The organism is Stenotrophomonas mexicanensis (assembly GCF_032911605.1).
In the GTDB taxonomy this organism is placed as follows: Bacteria; Pseudomonadota; Gammaproteobacteria; order Xanthomonadales; family Xanthomonadaceae; genus Stenotrophomonas; species Stenotrophomonas maltophilia_A.
On the sequence record NZ_JAWJTG010000014.1, the window covers coordinates 41,990 to 59,384 of the forward strand.

Below are 17,395 nucleotides of genomic sequence, written 5' to 3' on the forward strand. Positions count from 1 at the left end.
GGGAGCCCCCGCGCGAAGTGGGCTCCATCATACCGGCTGCGGCCCGATCGTTTCTGCCGCAACGGATGCCGCCGCGGGCGCCAGCCCCTATAATCGAGGGCCACTTTGCCCGCAGTACCGCCATGACCGCTGAAACGGCCGCCGAACTCCACACGATCATCGATCTGATCCGCTACGGCACCAGCCGTTTCAACGAAGCCGGGCTGACCTTCGGTCACAGCTACGACAATGCGCTGGACGAGGCCACCCAGCTGGTGCTGCACAGCCTGCACCTGCCGCACGACCTCGGCCCGGCGTACGGCCAGGCGCGTCTGCTGCAGGAAGAGAAGGTGCGTGTGCTGGAACTGTTCCAGCGTCGCATCGACGAACGCATCCCGGCCGCCTACCTGACCGGTGAGGCCTGGTTCGCCGGTCTGAGCTTCAAGAGCGACAAGCGCGCCCTGGTGCCGCGCTCGCCGATCGCTGAACTGATCGAGTGCGGCTTCGAGCCGTGGTTGGCCGGCCGCGATGTCAGCCGTGCGCTGGACTTGTGCACCGGTTCGGGCTGCATCGCCATCGCCATGGGCCACTATTACCCGAACTGGGAAGTGGACGGTGTTGACCTGAGCGACGACGCGCTGTCGCTGGCCGAGGAAAACAAGGAACGCCTGCAGGCGCACAACGTGACCCTGCTCAAGTCGGACCTGTTCAACGGCCTGACCGGTCGCCACTACGACCTGATCGTCACCAACCCCCCGTACGTCACCAACGACGAGACCGATGCCCTGCCGCAGGAATACTCCTACGAGCCGGAGATGGGCCTGCGTGCCGGCGACGACGGCCTGGACCTGGTGCTGAAGATCCTGCGCGATGCCCCGCTGCACCTGAGCGAGGACGGTCTGCTGATCTGTGAAGTGGGCGAGTCCGAGCAGCACCTGATCAAGCTGCTGCCGGAAGTCGACTTCGCCTGGATCGAATTCAAGGTCGGCCAGATGGGCATCTTCGCGGTCGAATGCCGCGAGCTGATCGCCCACAGCGCGCGCATCACCGAGCTGGCGGCGCAGCGCCCGTGAGCTCCAATTCGTTCGGCAAGCTGTTCACCGTCACCACGTTCGGCGAGTCGCACGGGCCGGCCATCGGCTGCGTGATCGATGGCTGCCCTCCGGGGCTGGCGCTGGACGCGGCCGAATTCGCTCACGACCTGCAGCGTCGCGCTACCGGCAAGAGCCGGCACACCTCAGCGCGCCGCGAGGCGGACGAGGTCGAGATCCTGTCCGGCGTGTACGAGGGCCTGACCACCGGCACGCCGATCGCCCTGCTGATCCGCAACACCGACCAGCGCAGCAAGGACTACGCCAACATCGGCCAGCAGTTCCGGCCGGGCCATGCCGACTACAGCTACTGGCACAAGTACGGCATCCGCGACCCGCGCGGTGGCGGCCGTTCTTCCGCGCGCGAGACCACCATGCGCGTGGCCGCCGGCGTAGTCGCCAAGAAATGGCTGGCCGAGCGCTTCGGCGTGACCGTGCGCGGCTACCTGTCGCAGCTGGGCGACATCACCCCGGCCGGTTTCAACTGGTCGGCGGTGGAAGACAATCCCTTCTTCTGGCCGCACGCCGCACAGGTGCCGGAACTGGAGGCGTACATGGATGCGCTGCGCAAGTCCGGTGATTCGGTCGGTGCGCGCGTGGACGTGGTGGCCGACAACGTGCCGCCAGGCTGGGGCGAGCCGATCTACGGCAAGCTCGATGGCGAACTGGCCGCCGCGCTGATGAGCATCAACGCGGTGAAGGGCGTTGAGATCGGCGACGGTTTCGCCAGCGCCGCACAGAAGGGCACCGGACACCGCGACCTGCTGACCCCGCAGGGCTTCGCCAGCAACCATGCCGGCGGCATCCTCGGTGGCATTTCCACCGGCCAGCCGGTGGTCGCCTCGATCGCGTTGAAGCCGACCTCCAGCCTGCGCCTGCCGGGCCCGTCACTGGACACGGCCGGCAACGTGGTCGAGGTGGTCACCACCGGTCGCCACGATCCCTGCGTCGGCATACGCGCCACTCCGATCGCCGAGGCGATGGTGGCGATGGTGCTGATGGACCAGGCGCTGCGTCATCGCGCGCAGTGCGGCGATGTCGGCACGATCACCCCGCGTATTCCCGGGCAGATCGATGGCTGACACGCGGCCGACCGTGTGGGTGAGCCAGCCGCTGATCGACGCGGCCATCGCGCCGCTGCGCGATCGCGTGCAGCTGCGCAGCACCGACACCGTCACCGCTTGGTCGCCTGAGCAGATCGCCGAACAACTGGCCAGCGCCGACGGCGCCATCATCACCCTCAATGAGCGCATCGGTGCGGCCCAGGTGGCCGGCGCCGCGCAGCTGCAGGTGATCGCCAATGTCGGGGTGGGCTACAACAACTTGGACATCGACGCGCTCAGCGCGGCCGGCATCCTCGCCAGCAATACCCCGGACGTCCTGACTGAAACCACCGCCGATCTCGGTTTCGCTCTGTTGATGGCCACCGCGCGCCGCATCACTGAATCCGAGCGCTGGCTGCGCGAAGGCCAGTGGCAGCAGTGGTCGTTCCAGACCATGCTCGGTGCCGACATCCACGGCAGCACGCTGGGTATCCTCGGCATGGGCCGCATCGGCCAGGGCATCGCCCGCCGCGGCGCGCATGGTTTCGGCATGAAGGTGCTGTACCACAACCGTTCGCAGCTTCCGGCCGCGATCGAAGCGGAGGTGGGGGCCCGTTACGTTGACCTGGACACGCTGCTGGCGCAGGCCGATCACCTGCTGCTGGTGCTGCCGTATACCCCGGCCTCGCATCACCTGATCGATGCCGCCGCACTGGCGAAGATGAAGCCGTCGGCGACGCTGGTGAACATCGCCCGCGGTGGCCTGGTCGATGAGATCGCGCTGGCCGATGCGCTGGCCAACGGCCGCCTTGCTGCAGCGGGTCTGGATGTGTACGAAGGCGAGCCAAAGGTACGCCCCGAACTGCTGGCGCTGCGCAACGTCGTGCTCACTCCGCACATCGGCAGTGCCTCGCTGGCCACGCGCACGGCGATGGTACAGCTGGCCGTGGATAATCTGGTTGCCGGGCTCGGCCTGGACGGCGGCCCGTCGCGCATGCCGAGCGCGATCAACGCTGACGCGGCGATGGCCGCGCGCGTGACTCTGGGCAAAAAAACCGGGAAACGATAGGGAACCTCCGCGCGCCCCGCTTGAGGAGGTTCCCCGAACCCAGCTGTCGTGCGTGTTTTTTTCCCCATCCCCGTTTTCGTGAGAGTTTCCCCCATGAGCAATGCACAGCGCAGTTTCCACGTCGCCGTCGTCGGTGCCACCGGTGCGGTCGGCGAGACCATGTTGTCGATCCTGGCCGAGCGTGATTTCCCGGTCGGCACCCTGAGCGTTCTCGCTTCCGAGCGTTCGGCCGGCGGCGAGATCGAGTTCAACGGCCAGAAGGTCAAGGTCCAGGACCTGGCCACCTTCGATCCGAGCGGCGTCGAGATCGCCCTGTTCTCGGCCGGCGGCAGCGTGTCGAAGGAATACGCACCGAAGTTCGCCGCAGCGGGTGCGGTGGTGATCGACAACTCCTCGGCCTTCCGTTACGACGATGACGTGCCGCTGGTGGTGTCCGAGGTCAACCCGGAGCAGGTCGCCAACCGTCCGCGCGGCATCATCGCCAACCCGAACTGCTCGACCATGCAGATGCTGGTGGCGTTGGCGCCGCTGCACCGCAAGTACGGCATCGAGCGTATCAACGTCTCCACCTACCAGTCGGTGTCCGGCGGCGGCCGTTCGGCTACCGAGGAACTGGGCAAGCAGACCGGCCAGCTGCTGAGCTTCCAGGAAATCGATCCGCAGCGCTTCCCGGTGCAGATCGCCTTCAACCTGATCCCGCACATCGATGACTTCCAGGACAACGGCTTCACCAAGGAAGAGATGAAGCTGATCTGGGAAACCCGCAAGATCCTCGGCGACGACGGCATCCTGGTGAACCCGACTGCAGTGCGTGTGCCGGTGTTCTACGGCCACTCCGAGTCGGTCGCGATCGAGACCCGTGATAAGGTCACCGTGGCCGAAGCACGCGCGCTGCTGGAGCAGTCGCCGGGCATCGAAGTGGTCGATCGTCACGAAGCCGGTGGTTACCCGACCCCGGTCACGCATGCGTCGGGCACCGACGCGGTGTACGTCGGCCGCATCCGTGAGGACCTGTCGCACCCGCGCGGCCTGAACCTGTGGATCGTGTCGGACAACGTGCGCAAGGGCGCGGCGTTGAATGCCGTGCAGCTGGCCGAGCTGGTCGCCGCCGAGCAGCGCTGATCACAGCGGTTGCCTCACCGGTAGTGCCGGCCGCTGGCCGGTATTGCCGTGATTGGGGCGTGCGTGTGTGCCGGCCAGCGGCCGGCACTACCGAAGGTCTCCCATCGGTGGGTGCGGACCCCGGTCCGCACGCTTTATAGTGTCGCCCATGAATAAACGGGCCAAGGGCGCAAAGCGCCCGCTCACCTATCTGTCCGCCGCACTGCTCGCCCTGGCCAGCAGTTCGGCGCTTGCCCTGGGGTTGGGCGACATCCGGGTCCTGTCCAAGCCGGGCCAGCCCCTGCTGGCCGAAATCCCGGTGGTCTCGGCGGACCCGTCCGAACTGGAAAACCTGCGCGTGGCGCTGGCCTCACCGGTCACCTTCGAACGTGTCGGCCTGCAGCGGCCAACCGGACTGGTCAGTGAACTGCAGTTCGAACTGACCCGCGACACGCAGGGCAGGGCGGTGGTGCGCGTCACCTCGCAGGCGCCGGTGGAGACGCCGTCGCTCAGCTTCCTGATCGAAGCCGACTGGGGCCAGGGCCGCCTGGTGCGTGAGTACTCGGCACTGGTCGATGCGCCGCCCAGTGCGTTGGCCGTGGCCGAGCCGGAAATCGTCGCGCCGGCCGGTACGCTCTCCAATACCATCGTGCGCGAACCTGCACCGGCTTCGGTGCCAGCAGCAGAGACGCCCACGACGCCGCCACCAGCGGTGGCGCCAGCACCGGCACGCCCGCGTGCGGCCTCCGCGCCAGTTGCTGCACCGGCGGCCGATGGCAGCATCACCGTGCAGCGCGGGCAGACCCTGTCGCAGATCGCCAGTGCGGTGGCACGTGGCAACCAGGTCAGTCGCGACCGCGCGATGATCGCCCTGCTGCGTGCCAATCCCGAAGCCTTCATCCGCGGCAACGTCAACCTGCTCAAGCAGGGTGCGGTGCTGCGCATGCCCGGCAGTGATGCGCTTGCTGCGGTCGACGCTGCCGAAGCGGCGACGCTCGTGCGCGAGCATGCCGCGCAATGGCGGCAGGCGCGTACCGTGCCGCAACCGGTGGGCATGGCCGCACCGGTTGCCAAGGCGGCAGCCACGAATGCTTCTTCCCCGGCTGCGGCCAATGGGGCACGACTTGAGATCGCTCCGGCGCTGGCGTCCGACGCCGCGCACGTGGGCACAACCACCGGCACCGCTGCCGGCAGCGAGGGTGACATGCTGGGCAACGAACAACTGCGCCAGGCGCGTGAGGACATCGCCACCCGCGATGCCGAGATCGGCGAGCTGAAGCAGCGCGTGGCCGACCTGGAAAAGCTCAAGGAACAGCAGCAGTCGCTGATCGCGATGAAGGACAACGACCTGGCCGCCGCGCAGCAGCGCCTGGCGCAGGCACCGGATGCCCGCGATGCGGCAACGCCGTGGTACTGGCTGGGGCTGCCGGTGCTGCTGCTGGCGGCGGGCGCCGCCTGGCTGCTGCGTCGTCGCAAGCCGTCGCCGCTGCCGCCGCTGCGTGAGGAAGACGATGCCGCCGGCCTGGCCGCAGCGGTGCCGGCGGGTGCGGCGCTGGATACGCTGGCCGAGCAGTCCTCGTGGTCATCGGCTGTTGCCGGCAACGGCCGCCAGGAACCGGCGATGCCCGACTGGGCGACCGAAACCGAAGTGCACGACGTAGTGGTCGCCGAACCCGTCGTCGAGCACGCGGTACGGGCCGACTGGCAGGCCGACACGCTGCGCGACGAGGACGCGGTGGCCTTGCCCGAAGCGGTGACCGATCTGCCGCGCTGGGACGATTCCGCAACCACCGCCGACGAGGTTGTCGTCGCCGTGCCGCTGCAGGACGAACGCGTTGTACCGCAGGCGCCGGCCGACGTGGCGGTGCCGGATTACGCACTGCATGCCGAACAGCAGCCGCAGTTCCGCGGCGTGTTCGATCTGCCGGCCGACGCGCATGACAACGAGGCGCCGGCGGATGCCGCTCATCCCGAAGCCATCGACGGCATCGACCATGGCAGCATCGAGGCCTCTCATTCCGACGACATCGCGTCGAGCGCGGCCGCGCCTGCCGGCGACGCCGGCTGGTCGCCACGTGCCGGCCAGGAGCGCCTGGAACTGGCCATTGCCTACCTCGATCTGGGCGACGCGCAGACGGCGCGCACGCTGTTGCTGGAAGTCGCCGAAGGCGGTGACCTGCACAGCCAGGCCCAGGCCCGCGAACTGCTGGCGCGCCTGCCGTGACCGAATCTGCCGACAAGGACCTTGCCATGAGCCGCGAACGCCGCATCGACTACGTTGAATTCGCGTCCAGCGACCCGGCTGCCAGCCGTGCCTTCTTCGAGAAGGTGTTCGGCTGGTCGTTCGTCGACTACGGCAGCGACTACACGGCGTTCGACGATGGCCGCCTGCAGGGCGGCTTCTTCCGTGGCCAGCCGCAGCGGGCCAGCGACAGCGGTGCACCGCTGCTGGTGCTGTATGCCGACGCACTGGCACCGGTCGAGGCCGCCGTGCGCGACGCCGGCGGCGAGATCGTTCGCGCGGTGTTTTCTTTTCCCGGTGGCAGCCGCTTCCAGTTCGTCGAGCCCGGTGGCAACGAACTGGCCGTCTGGTCCGAACGCGATCCGGCCTGAGCGCCGCCCCATCCGCAACATCGAGGTAGCACATGCGTTATGCGCTTGGCGTCGAGTACGACGGCAGCGATTTCAGGGGCTGGCAGAACCTGGGCGAGGGTGGTCCCAGCGTGCAGGCCAGCCTCGAGCAGGCCCTGTCATCGGTGGCTGATGCGCCGCTGCAGGTGATCTGCGCCGGCCGCACCGATGCCGGCGTGCATGGCCAGTGCCAGGTCGTGCATTTCGATACCGACGTGGTGCGCGATCCGCGCGCCTGGATGCTCGGCACCACCACCCGCCTGCCGCGCTCGATCGCGGTGCGCTGGTGCGTGCCGGTGGCCGATGATTTCCACGCCCGCTTCTCCGCGCGTGCGCGCCGCTATCGCTATCGGCTGCTCAACCGCGAGGTACGGCCGGCGCTGGACCGGCAGACCCTGAGCTGGGAGCGCCGTGCGCTGGACGAGACCCTGATGCATGCCGCCGGCCAGACATTGCTTGGTGAGAATGACTTCAGCGCGTTCCGTTCGGTGCAGTGCCAGGCGCTGCATGCGCGGCGTGAACTGCAGTCGCTGCAGGTCAGCCGTCATGGCGAAGTGATCGAAGTCGCAGTACGTGGCAATGCATTTCTTCATCACATGGTCCGCAATATCGTCGGATCGTTGATCCTGGTGGGCAGCGGCGAAAAACCGGTGGAATGGATCGCCGAACTGCTGGCCGGGCGCGACCGCACCGTAGCTGGTCCCACCGCACCGCCGCAGGGCCTGGTGTTCCTTGGGCCCCTGTACCCCGACAACTGGCATCTGCCCGCCGAGGTCACGCTATGAGCCGTTCCTACTACCGTACGCGCATCAAGTTCTGTGGAATGACCCGTGCCGGCGACGTCCGCCTGGCCGGTGAGCTGGGCGTGGACGCAGTGGGTTTCATCTTTGCCCGCGAGAGCAGCCGCCGGGTGGCACCGGCCGAGGCCCGCGCGATGCGCCAGGCGATCGCGCCGATGGTCGACGTGGTGGCGCTGTTCCGCAACAACAGCAAGGAGGAAGTGCGCGAGGTGCTGCGTACGGTACGTCCGACCCTGCTGCAGTTCCATGGTGAGGAAGACGAAAGCTTCTGCCGCAGCTTCAACATGCCGTACCTGAAGGCGATCGCCATGGGCGGCCGTGAAGAGGTCAACGCCCGCACCCTGCAGCTGCGCTACCCCAGCGCTGCCGGCTTCCTGTTCGACAGCCACGCCCCGGGTGGCGGTGGCGGCACCGGCGTGGCGTTCGACTGGGGCCGCGTTCCGACCGGGTTGCACCGGCCGTTCCTGCTGGCCGGTGGCCTGAACCCTGAGAACGTCTACGATGCCGTGCTGGCGACGTTGCCGTGGGGCGTGGACGTGTCCAGCGGTATCGAGCTGGAGCCGGGCATCAAGGACGGCTACAAGATGCGCACCTTCGTCGAAGAAGTGCGTCGCGCGGATTGCACCGTTCTGGAGTGATCCGCGTCACCTGAGGGATCACCCGGAGTGTCATCGTCGACGGTGCGGGCCGCCGTGCCGTGAAGGCGGGCGAATCCTGAATGCGATGAGTATCACGCTTTCGGTTGATTCAGGTTCCAGCGCCAAAAAGTCGACACCCCCCGAACATCTGATCGGACACAATGCGCCCAGCCTGTCTTGGCTGGGCGCGATGCCGTGTGCGTGTCGCTGGCCGCACCCCTGAGATACGCCCTACCTTTCGAACGAGGACGCAATGGATATGCCCCATCTCTCTTCCCGCCGTATCCGCCTGGCCCGCCTGACGCTCGTGCCCGGCCTGCTGCTTGCCTTGGGCGCGTGTGCGGCCGGTGACTCATCCGCCCCGACCGCATCGGCACCGGCCGCTGCCGCACCGGCAGATGCACCTGCCACAGCACCGGCTGCCGACGGCCTGGCGGCGCTGATCCAGGCCAGTGGCGTGAAATGCAGCAACGCCAGTACGGGCAGCGGCTGCACGGCCGGCGATGTGGACAGCGGTGATTTCTACGATGTCGAACTGTCGCCGGACTGTGGCGACCAGGGTTTCTTCGCGGGCGTAGCCGATGCCAAGGGCGTGGAGACGTTGAGTGCGGTGCCATCCACCGGCAGCAAGGCCAGCGTGACCGCGAAGCTGTCGAAGGGGCAGCTGGTCTGCGTGCAGGGCATCGGGCGTACCGGACAGAATCCGCTGTTCTATTACGTCGTTGCGGTTCCCGCTGCGACGGTCGGCAAGTGCAAGGGCAACACGTTGTGTGACACCTATGGCGACAGGCCGATCACTGGCCTGGCGACCACGGGGGGCGAGGCCTGCCATGCGGCGGCGCCGGGACGTTACGCCGGGAACTGCGCACAGGGCTGGGTCAGTGCGGACGTGCTCGACGTGTTTTCCAACGGAATGTAATCACCGCCAGGGGAGCGGTCCAATCAACCACTGGCAAAGGAACAGCTCATGTCGGATCCAAAAATCACCCGGCTGGTCAGCAGCGTAGGTACCACGCGCACGCTGGAAATGGACGATGGCAGTGTCGTCGAACGATCAGGCGGCAGCGTCTCGTGGCGCAACAACAATCCTGGCAATCTCAAGTTTGAATTCGCCGGCAGCGCGGACAAGACGGTGACCAATCCGCGTACCCGCGAGCAGGCGCTGGAATCGGCGCAGGGGCGCTACAAGGGCGTGGTCGATCTTGACCAATGGGGCAACGCGGTTTTCGAAAGCTATGAAGCCGGCCGGGTGGCGAAGATCCAGCTGCTCGAACGCCGGTTCGGCGACAAGACCGTGGAGGAAATGCTACCGAGCTACTCCACCAAGGATTACAGCGGCACCACCCACCACAAGGAGCAGGCGGCCACCATCTATGCCGAAGGCGATCGCCAGGGTGTCGACCTGCGCTCGAAGACCGTCGGCCAGATGAGCGTGCGCGAGCGTGAAGTGCTGGCCGACGGCATCCGCCGTTTCGAGGGCTGGCAGCCGGGTGAGGTTGCCACGCAGCAGCCTCCTACGCGCACACCGGCGGCTGCGCCCGTGCAGACCCAGACCCAACCGCAGGTACAGACGCCTTCGGCGGCGGCGCCCGCTGCGGGCCAGGCCGCGGCTGCAGTCGGCAGTGCCGCGCTCTACAACGAGGCCTACCAGCATTTCATGGCCTCAGGCCGCCAGTACGAATACGGGCGCCCGGACCATCCGCGCCCGGGTCGCGACAGCAGCCGGCTGGAGCGTGACCTCGATGGTGACGGACGCTTCGGCGTGGATTGCTCGGCGTTCGTATGGCGCGGCCTGAAGAACGCGGGTTACGACGTGCGGGGCGAGAACGCTGCGGGGTTCACTACGTCGACGCTGTTCAATGGTGCGAACACCACGGCTTACGCACGCGAGCATTTCGATGTGACCTCGGCTGCCGAAGCACGCAAACCGAACGGATCGCTGAAGCAGGGCGACATCCTGATGTTCTCCTCGTCGCAGGGCCAGCATGTCGGCATTTTCAAAGGCTACGACGCGCAGGGAAACATCCAGTTCATCGGTTCACAGGGAAGCACCGGGCCGGCCGAAGTCACCATCCGGCCGGGCGGGTACTGGGATGGCGGAAGCACCCGCATCGTTGGTGCGCTGACACCGAAGCCGGAATTCCAGGTGCGCGCGCCGCTGCACGGCAATGGCGAACCTGCGCCGTCCCGGCCTGCCGCTACCGCGCAGTCGGCTGCATCGCACGCGGCGGCCAGCGAGGTGATGAAGCAGGGGCAGCGTGGCGCCGACGTGCAGGCGTTGCAGCAGACTCTCAACCAGCTCGGTGTGCGTGATGCGCAGGGCCATCGGTTGTCAGAGGATGGTCGTTTTGGTGATCACACCCGCGAAGCGGTGATCGCGCTGCAGAAACAGCAGGGGCTGGTGGCCGATGGAATTGTCGGTCGCCAGACCGCTGCCGCGCTGGCGGCGGGCCGTGCGCAGGGCCATGAACCTGCAGCGGCTGTACCGAAGGGGCCGTCGCTGAACGATGCATCGCATCCGGACCACGCACTGCACAACGCCGTCCGCAGCAAGCTTCCCAGCGTGTTTTCCGAAGAGGCTGCCGCCAATATCACCCTGCATGCAAAGCAGAACGGAATCGACGCGGCCGACAAGCTGCAGAGCATCACGGTGCAGGATGGCAAGGCGTTCGTGATGGGCACGACGCCGGGCTTCCGCACCGCGGTGGACCTGGCCCAGGCGCCGCCGTCGCTGGAGCAGACCAGTGCCAAGCTGCTGGCAGATCCTTCGCACCAGCAGCAGGTGCATGAGGAGCAGCAGCGGGTCGCGATGGGCGGTCGCTGAGGCCTGTGTTGCCGGCTCCGGGCGGTGAACGCCGCCCGGGGCCTCGTCTCATTGCAGCTGTGCTGCTGCCCAGTCGGCCAGGGCGTCCACCCGTGCATCGGCCGGGCCATCCGGCCGCGCCAGCACCCAGAAGCCGCCGGTGGCGGTAAACCCCCACGGTGCGACCAGCCGGCCTGCTGCCAGATCTTCGGCCACCAGTGGCTCCGGTGCGATCGCCGGACCCAGCCCGGCCACGGCTGCTTCCAGCAGGTAGTACAGATGTTCGAAAGCGGTGCCCAGCTGCAGCTTCGCGGTGTCCAGATCGTGCGCCTGCGCCCACGCCGGCCACGCCTGCGGCCGTGAGCTGGTGTGCAGCAGCGTTTCCTGCAGCAGCGCCGAGGGCGGTACCTGCCGCAGGCGGTGCGCGGCCGGATGCGAGGGTGCCACCACCACGCCGACCCGTTCCGGCGCCAGCTCACGCACCTGCCAGCCCCGTGGCCACGGCCCCTGCGCCAGCAGCAGCACGGCATCCAGCGCCGCCTGTGCTTCGGTGAAACTGCCATCCAGCGCCGACCACTGCAGGCGCACGCCGGGCAGGGCGGCCTGCAGCACGGGCAGGCGCGGGATCATCCAGCGCGCCAGTACGCTGCCGCTGCAGCCCAGCACCAGTGCTGGGGCCGCCGTCGGCCGGCGCAGCTCGCGCACGCAGTCTTCGATGCCGCTGAACGCCTCGCTGCACGCGGCCTGCAGTCGCGTGCCCGCAGCGGTCAGGCGCAGGCCGCGGCCGGCACGCTGGAACAATGCCAGGCCGAGATGATCCTCCAGCAGCTTCAGTTGCCGGCTGACCGCGCCGTGGGTGACATGCAGGTCCTGCGCGGCGCGCCCAACCCCGCCCAGACGGGCGGTGGCCTCGAACGCACGCAGCGCATTGAGGGGAGGCAGCAGGGAACGACTCATGTGAGATTTCCTGACGATATGCGCCAGATAATATCCATTTTCCGGTCACAACCCGTGCGCTAGAGTATCCACCTGTCTAGAACCAGCGGTCGCTTCCATGTCTGCCTCCCCCATTGCCGACTACCACGCCTTCCCGGATGCCCAGGGCCACTTCGGCCGCTACGGCGGCAGCTTCGTTGCCGAAACCCTGGTCGGCCCGCTGCAGGAACTGGCCCAGGCCTATGACCAGGCCCGCCAGGACCCGGCATTCCAGGCCGCTTACGACCGCGACCTGGCCCATTACGTGGGCCGGCCGAGCCCGATCTATCACGCCCAGCGCCTGAGCGATCATGTCGGCGGTGCGCAGATCCTGCTCAAGCGCGAGGACCTGAACCACACCGGTGCGCACAAGATCAACAACACCATCGGCCAGGCGCTGCTGGCGGCGCGGATGGGCAAGAAGCGCATCATCGCCGAGACCGGTGCCGGGCAGCATGGCGTGGCCAGTGCCACCGTTGCCGCGCGCTTGGGCCTGGAATGCGTGGTGTACATGGGCGCCACCGACATCGAGCGGCAGAAGATCAACGTCTACCGAATGAAGCTGCTCGGTGCGACGGTGGTGCCGGTCACCTCCGGCTCGGCCACCCTGAAGGACGCGCTCAACGAAGCGATGCGCGATTGGGTGACCAACGTGCAGGACACCTTCTACATCATCGGCACCGTGGCTGGTCCGGATCCGTACCCGCGCATGGTGCGCGATTTCAACGCCATCGTCGGCCGCGAAGCACGCGAGCAGATGCTGGCCGAGTACGGCCGCCTGCCGGATGCGATCACCGCCTGCGTCGGCGGCGGCAGCAATGCCATCGGCCTGTTCCATGCCTTCCTCAATGATCGCCAGGTCGAGATCGTCGGCGCCGAAGCTGCCGGTGATGGCATCAGCACCGGGCGCCACGCTGCATCGATCGCGGCGGGTCGGCCGGGCGTGCTGCACGGCAACCGCACCTATGTGCTGTGCGACGACGACGGCCAGATCATCGAGACCCACTCGGTATCAGCCGGCCTGGACTATCCGGGTGTCGGGCCGGAGCACGCGTTCCTGGCCGATACCGGCCGCGCACGCTACCTCGGCATCACCGATGAGGAAGCGCTGCAGGCCTTCCACCTGCTGGCGCACACCGAAGGCATCCTGCCGGCGCTGGAATCCAGCCATGCGCTGGCACAGGCGATCAAGCTGGCGCGTGAGCGACCGCGTGACCAGATCGTCCTCTGCAATCTGTCCGGCCGTGGCGACAAGGACGTGCATACCATCGCCGCGCGCGAAGGGCTGGTGCTGTGAGCGCGCTGCTGCGGAACAGTGGCGTGCTGCTGCTGGCACTGGGCTTGGCTGCGTGCCAGCCGCCGGAGCCGCCGGTGCTGGCACCGGCCGCCAAGGCCACCACGCAGCCTGTGCAGCAGGCCGCCAACGATGATCTTGACCCGATGGCGCGTACGCCGATCGACGATCCGCCGTCTGTGGAAGATAAGGACAGCGATGACGCGCCCGCGGTGGCCTCGGTGGCGCTGGACCATGCCGGCGAGGTGCTGATCGGCCAGCATATGACCGATCTGAAGGCACTCGGGCCGTGGACCGCGCAAGGGGCGGTCGAAGCCATCGGCGGCAGTTGCGAGTACTACGACGGCAAGGGGCTGCCGCCGGGCGTGTCGATGATGACCGACGACGATCGCGTGGTCCGTTTCGATCTCGGCCTGGATCCGGAGAGCGGGGCGCCGACCCAGCAGCCCGGGCCGTTCGGCCTGCGTGTCGGCATGACCCGCGCCCAGGCCATGGCCCAGTTCCCGAAGCCGCCGGTATCCAGCCCGCATGCCTACGACGGTGACCAGGGCGAGTACCTCACCTGGCAGGACCCGGGCTCTGCCCTTGGCATCCGCGTGGAACTGTTTGAAGGGAGGGTCATCCAGATGTACTGGGGGACCAGCGATGCGATTGAACTGATTGAAGGATGTGCCTGAGATGCCTGTATCCCGACTCGATGCCTGTTTCCAGCGACTGCGCGAGCAGCAGCGCAAGGCGCTGATTCCCTTCATCACCGCCGGTGATCCCTCGCTGGAGGCCACCGTGCCGGTCATGCACGCGCTGGTCGATGCCGGTGCCGATGTGATCGAACTGGGCGTGCCGTTCTCCGACCCGATGGCCGACGGCCCGACCATCCAGCGCAGCTCCGAGCGCGCGCTGGCGCGTGGTGCTGGCAGCCGCTACGTGCTGCAGGCCGTTGCGCAGTTCCGCGAGCGTGACGCTCAGACGCCGGTGGTGCTGATGGGCTACCTGAATCCGGTGGAGATCCATGGCTACGCGGCCTTCGCAACGGCAGCCGTGGAGGCGGGTGTGGACGGCGTTCTGCTGGTCGACCTGCCGCCGGAAGAAGCCGGCGAAGCGCAGCAGGCCTTCGATGCAGCGGGCCTGGCACTGGTCCTGCTGGCGTCGCCAACTACCAGCGAGGCGCGCGCCGACAAGCTGCTGGCGCTGGCCCGTGGCTACCTCTACTACGTCAGCTTTGCCGGTGTCACCGGCGCGTCCGAGCGCCTGGACAGCGATGCCGCCAGTGCCCGCCTGCAGGCCCTGCGCGCGCGCGCTTCGGTGCCGGTGGTGGCCGGCTTCGGCATCAAGGATGCCGACAGTGCTGCGGCGATGGCCCGCCAGGCCGACGGCGTGGTGGTCGGCAGCGCGCTGGTGGCGGCGCTGGCCGAAGCGGGCTCGGCTGAAGAGGCCGCGCAGCGCGCTCGAACCTTCCTGGCTCCGCTGCGGCAGGCGCTGGACCAGTAACGGTAGCGCCGGGCCATGCCCGGCGGTGCGGGGCGCAAGGGTATCCGCCGGGCATGGCCCGGCGCTACCCGCACGGCGTTGCCGCGCTAAACGTACGTCCCAGCATGGTTTTTTCCGGCGGCCCCGTGTCCGGCAAGGGGGTGCACGGGCGGGGAAAGCGGAGCTAGACTGTCCGCCTTTGCGGCCCTTGGGCCGCCCTGAACGGAAGTGTCCTCCCGCATGAGTTGGCTCAGCAAGTTGATGCCGTCCGGCATCCGCACCGACAACACCCCCAGCAAGAAGCGCAGTGTCCCCGAGGGCCTGTGGGAAAAGTGCAGCAACTGCGGCAGCGCGTTGTACCGTCCGGAACTGGAAGAGAACCTGGAGGTCTGCCCGAAGTGCGGCCACCACATGGCGATCCGCGCACGTGCGCGCCTGGCCGCCCTGTTCGACGCCGACAGCACCACCGAGATCGGTGCGCGCCTGGGCCCGACCGACCTGCTCAAGTTCAAGGACCAGAAGAAGTACAGCGAGCGCATCAAGATCGCGCAGAAGAACACCGGCGAGTACGACGCGCTGATCGCCATGCGCGGGCTGCTCAAGGGCCGTGCGCTGGTGGCCTCGTCGTTCGATTTCGCCTTCATGGGTGGCTCGATGGGCTCGGTGGTGGGTGAGCGTTTCGCGCTGGCCGCCGAAACCGCGGTCGAGATCGGTGCTCCGTACGTGTGCTTCTCGCAGAGTGGCGGTGCGCGCATGCAGGAAGGCCTGTTCTCGCTGATGCAGATGGCCAAGACCTCGGCCGCGCTGGGCAAGCTGCGTGAAGCGGGCCTGCCGTACATCTCGGTGCTGACCCACCCGACCACCGGTGGTGTGTCGGCCTCGTTTGCGATGCTGGGCGACATCAACATCGCCGAACCGCAGGCGCTGATCGGCTTTGCCGGCCCGCGCGTGATCGAGCAGACCGTGCGCGAGAAGCTGCCGGAAGGCTTCCAGCGCTCGGAGTTCCTGCTGGAGCACGGTGCCATCGACCAGATCTGCGACCGCCGCGAAATGCGCGACCGCCTGTCCGATCTGCTGGCAATGCTGGGCCGTCAGCCGGCGCCGGAGGTGGCTTGATGGGAGGCCGCAAGTACTTCGGTACTGATGGCATCCGTGGGCGGGTCGGCCAGGGCGTGATCTCGGCCGACTTCGTGCTGCGCCTGGGCAATGCCCTGGGCCGTGTCCTGGTCGCCCAGCGCGGCCAGGACGGGCGCCGGCCGATCGTGGTGATCGGCAAGGACACCCGCATTTCCGGTTACATGTTCGAAGCGGCACTGGAAGCCGGCCTGGTCGCCGCCGGCGCCGACGTACAGCTGCTGGGGCCGATGCCGACCCCGGCGGTGGCGTTCCTGACCCGCACGCTGGGCGTGGACGCCGGCATCGTCATCAGCGCCTCGCACAACCCGCATTACGACAACGGCATCAAGTTCTTCTCGGCCCAGGGCGAGAAGCTCGACGATGCCACCGAACTTGCCCTGGAAGCGGCGCTGGACGTTCCGTTCACCACCGCCGAATCGGAGAAGCTGGGCAAGGCATCGCGTGCGCGTGAAGCGGTCGGCCGCTACATCGAGTTCTGCAAGGCCAGCGTGCCGCGCGCGTTCGACCTGCGTGACGTGCGCCTGGTGCTGGATTGCGCACACGGCGCCACCTACCAGATCGCACCGCTGCTGTTCCGCGAACTGGGGGCCGAGGTGATCGGCATCGGTGCCGAGCCCAACGGCGTCAACATCAACGCCGGCGTGGGTTCCACCCATATCGACAACCTGGCGGCCAAAGTCCGCGAGACCCGTGCAGATCTCGGCATCGCGTTCGATGGTGATGGCGACCGTGTGCTGATGGCCGACGATCAGGGCAACCCGGTCGACGGTGACGACCTGCTGTACATCCTGGCCCGCGCCTGGAAGGACGAAGGCCGCCTGCGCGGCCCGGTGGTCGGCACGCTGATGAGCAACTACGGCGTGGAGAAAGCTTTCGCCGATCTGCAGATCCCGTTCGTGCGCAGCAACGTTGGTGACCGCTACGTGCACCAGGCATTGGTCGAAGGCGGCGGTGTACTCGGTGGTGAAGCGTCGGGCCATCTGCTGTGCCTGGACCGGGCCACCACCGGTGATGGCATCGTCAGCGCTCTGCAGGTGCTGGTCGCGCTGCGCAACAGTGGGCAGACCCTGCGCCAGGCACTGAAGGGCCTGGTGCGGGTGCCGCAGAAGACCGTCAACGTGCGTCTGGGCAATGTCTCGGCCAAGGCCACGGTGCAGTCTGAAAGCGTGCAGTCCGCGCTGGCTGTGGCGCAGCAGGCCGTAGCCGGCCGTGGCCGCGCGTTCCTGCGGCCGTCCGGTACCGAGCCGGTGGTTCGGGTCACCGTGGAAGCCGATGACGCCACGCTGATGCAGCAGACGCTGGACCGCTTGTCCGCTGCGGTGCGTGAAGCCGCCAGCTGAGGCGACTGCACATCCGTACAAAGAAAA

At 67.7% G+C, this 17,395-nt stretch carries 16 protein-coding genes; 15 read left to right on the forward strand and 1 reads right to left on the reverse strand.

What is annotated here, in order from left to right:
• Positions 1-122: 122 nt before the first annotated feature.
• The 10 genes from prmB to R1L06_RS08275 all read left to right on the forward strand — a co-directional run bounded on the left by prmB (position 123) and on the right by R1L06_RS08275 (position 11,176).
• Positions 123-1,052 carry a 50S ribosomal protein L3 N(5)-glutamine methyltransferase gene (prmB, locus tag R1L06_RS08230; RefSeq protein WP_032128243.1) on the forward strand — a complete coding sequence of 310 codons (930 nt, stop codon included), beginning with the start codon at positions 123-125 and terminating at the stop codon, positions 1,050-1,052.
• Positions 1,049-2,152 (forward strand): chorismate synthase, encoded by a 1,104-nt coding sequence (gene aroC, locus R1L06_RS08235; RefSeq protein ID WP_317217417.1) that lies wholly within the window; start codon positions 1,049-1,051, stop codon positions 2,150-2,152. Before prmB ends, aroC begins: the two co-directional genes overlap by 4 nt.
• Entirely contained in the window at positions 2,145-3,182 is a 1,038-nt protein-coding gene (locus R1L06_RS08240; RefSeq protein ID WP_317217418.1) for a 2-hydroxyacid dehydrogenase, read from the forward strand. Before aroC ends, R1L06_RS08240 begins: the two co-directional genes overlap by 8 nt.
• Positions 3,183-3,275: 93 nt before the next feature.
• Positions 3,276-4,304 (forward strand): aspartate-semialdehyde dehydrogenase, encoded by a 1,029-nt coding sequence (locus R1L06_RS08245; RefSeq protein WP_317217419.1) that lies wholly within the window; start codon positions 3,276-3,278, stop codon positions 4,302-4,304.
• Positions 4,305-4,452: 148 nt separating this feature from the next.
• The gene (locus R1L06_RS08250; protein ID WP_317217421.1) at positions 4,453-6,507 is read left to right on the forward strand and encodes a FimV/HubP family polar landmark protein; all 2,055 of its coding nucleotides are present in this window, start codon (positions 4,453-4,455) and stop codon (positions 6,505-6,507) included.
• A gap of 26 nt (positions 6,508-6,533) precedes the next feature.
• The gene (locus R1L06_RS08255; RefSeq protein WP_032128247.1) at positions 6,534-6,896 is read left to right on the forward strand and encodes a VOC family protein; all 363 of its coding nucleotides are present in this window, start codon (positions 6,534-6,536) and stop codon (positions 6,894-6,896) included.
• Between the two features lie 32 nt (positions 6,897-6,928).
• Positions 6,929-7,699, forward strand: a complete 771-nt coding sequence (gene truA / locus R1L06_RS08260; protein WP_317217426.1) for a tRNA pseudouridine(38-40) synthase TruA — start codon at positions 6,929-6,931, stop codon at positions 7,697-7,699.
• Positions 7,696-8,352, forward strand: coding sequence for a phosphoribosylanthranilate isomerase (locus tag R1L06_RS08265; RefSeq protein ID WP_019660598.1), 657 nt, complete (start codon positions 7,696-7,698; stop codon positions 8,350-8,352). The genes truA and R1L06_RS08265 overlap by 4 nt, the downstream gene beginning before the upstream one ends.
• 253 nt (positions 8,353-8,605) lie before the next feature.
• Positions 8,606-9,271 (forward strand): hypothetical protein, encoded by a 666-nt coding sequence (locus tag R1L06_RS08270; RefSeq protein ID WP_317217428.1) that lies wholly within the window; start codon positions 8,606-8,608, stop codon positions 9,269-9,271.
• Between the two features lie 48 nt (positions 9,272-9,319).
• Positions 9,320-11,176, forward strand: a complete 1,857-nt coding sequence (locus tag R1L06_RS08275) for a C40 family peptidase (RefSeq protein WP_317217429.1) — start codon at positions 9,320-9,322, stop codon at positions 11,174-11,176.
• 48 nt (positions 11,177-11,224) lie between these two features.
• On the opposite strand, the gene R1L06_RS08280 is transcribed toward R1L06_RS08275, so the two are convergent.
• Positions 11,225-12,112, reverse strand: a complete 888-nt coding sequence (locus tag R1L06_RS08280) for a LysR family transcriptional regulator (protein WP_317217430.1) — start codon at positions 12,110-12,112, stop codon at positions 11,225-11,227.
• A gap of 97 nt (positions 12,113-12,209) precedes the next feature.
• Between R1L06_RS08280 and trpB the strand changes: the two genes are divergently transcribed.
• The 5 genes from trpB (at position 12,210) to glmM (ending at position 17,368) form a co-directional block, all read left to right on the forward strand.
• Complete coding sequence (trpB, locus tag R1L06_RS08285; RefSeq protein WP_014647880.1) at positions 12,210-13,427, forward strand: tryptophan synthase subunit beta; 1,218 nt, start codon at positions 12,210-12,212, stop codon at positions 13,425-13,427.
• A complete protein-coding gene (locus R1L06_RS08290; RefSeq protein ID WP_317217431.1) occupies positions 13,424-14,101 on the forward strand; it encodes a hypothetical protein in 678 nt (225 codons plus the stop codon). Before trpB ends, R1L06_RS08290 begins: the two co-directional genes overlap by 4 nt.
• A 1-nt stretch (position 14,102) precedes the next feature.
• Complete coding sequence (gene trpA, locus R1L06_RS08295) at positions 14,103-14,912, forward strand: tryptophan synthase subunit alpha (protein ID WP_285303114.1); 810 nt, start codon at positions 14,103-14,105, stop codon at positions 14,910-14,912.
• Positions 14,913-15,131: 219 nt separating this feature from the next.
• On the forward strand, positions 15,132-16,007 hold the full coding sequence (gene accD / locus R1L06_RS08300) for an acetyl-CoA carboxylase, carboxyltransferase subunit beta (RefSeq protein ID WP_005410473.1): 876 nt from the start codon (positions 15,132-15,134) through the stop codon (positions 16,005-16,007).
• On the forward strand, positions 16,007-17,368 hold the full coding sequence (gene glmM / locus R1L06_RS08305) for a phosphoglucosamine mutase (RefSeq protein WP_317217432.1): 1,362 nt from the start codon (positions 16,007-16,009) through the stop codon (positions 17,366-17,368). Before accD ends, glmM begins: the two co-directional genes overlap by 1 nt.
• Positions 17,369-17,395 lie beyond the last annotated feature (27 nt).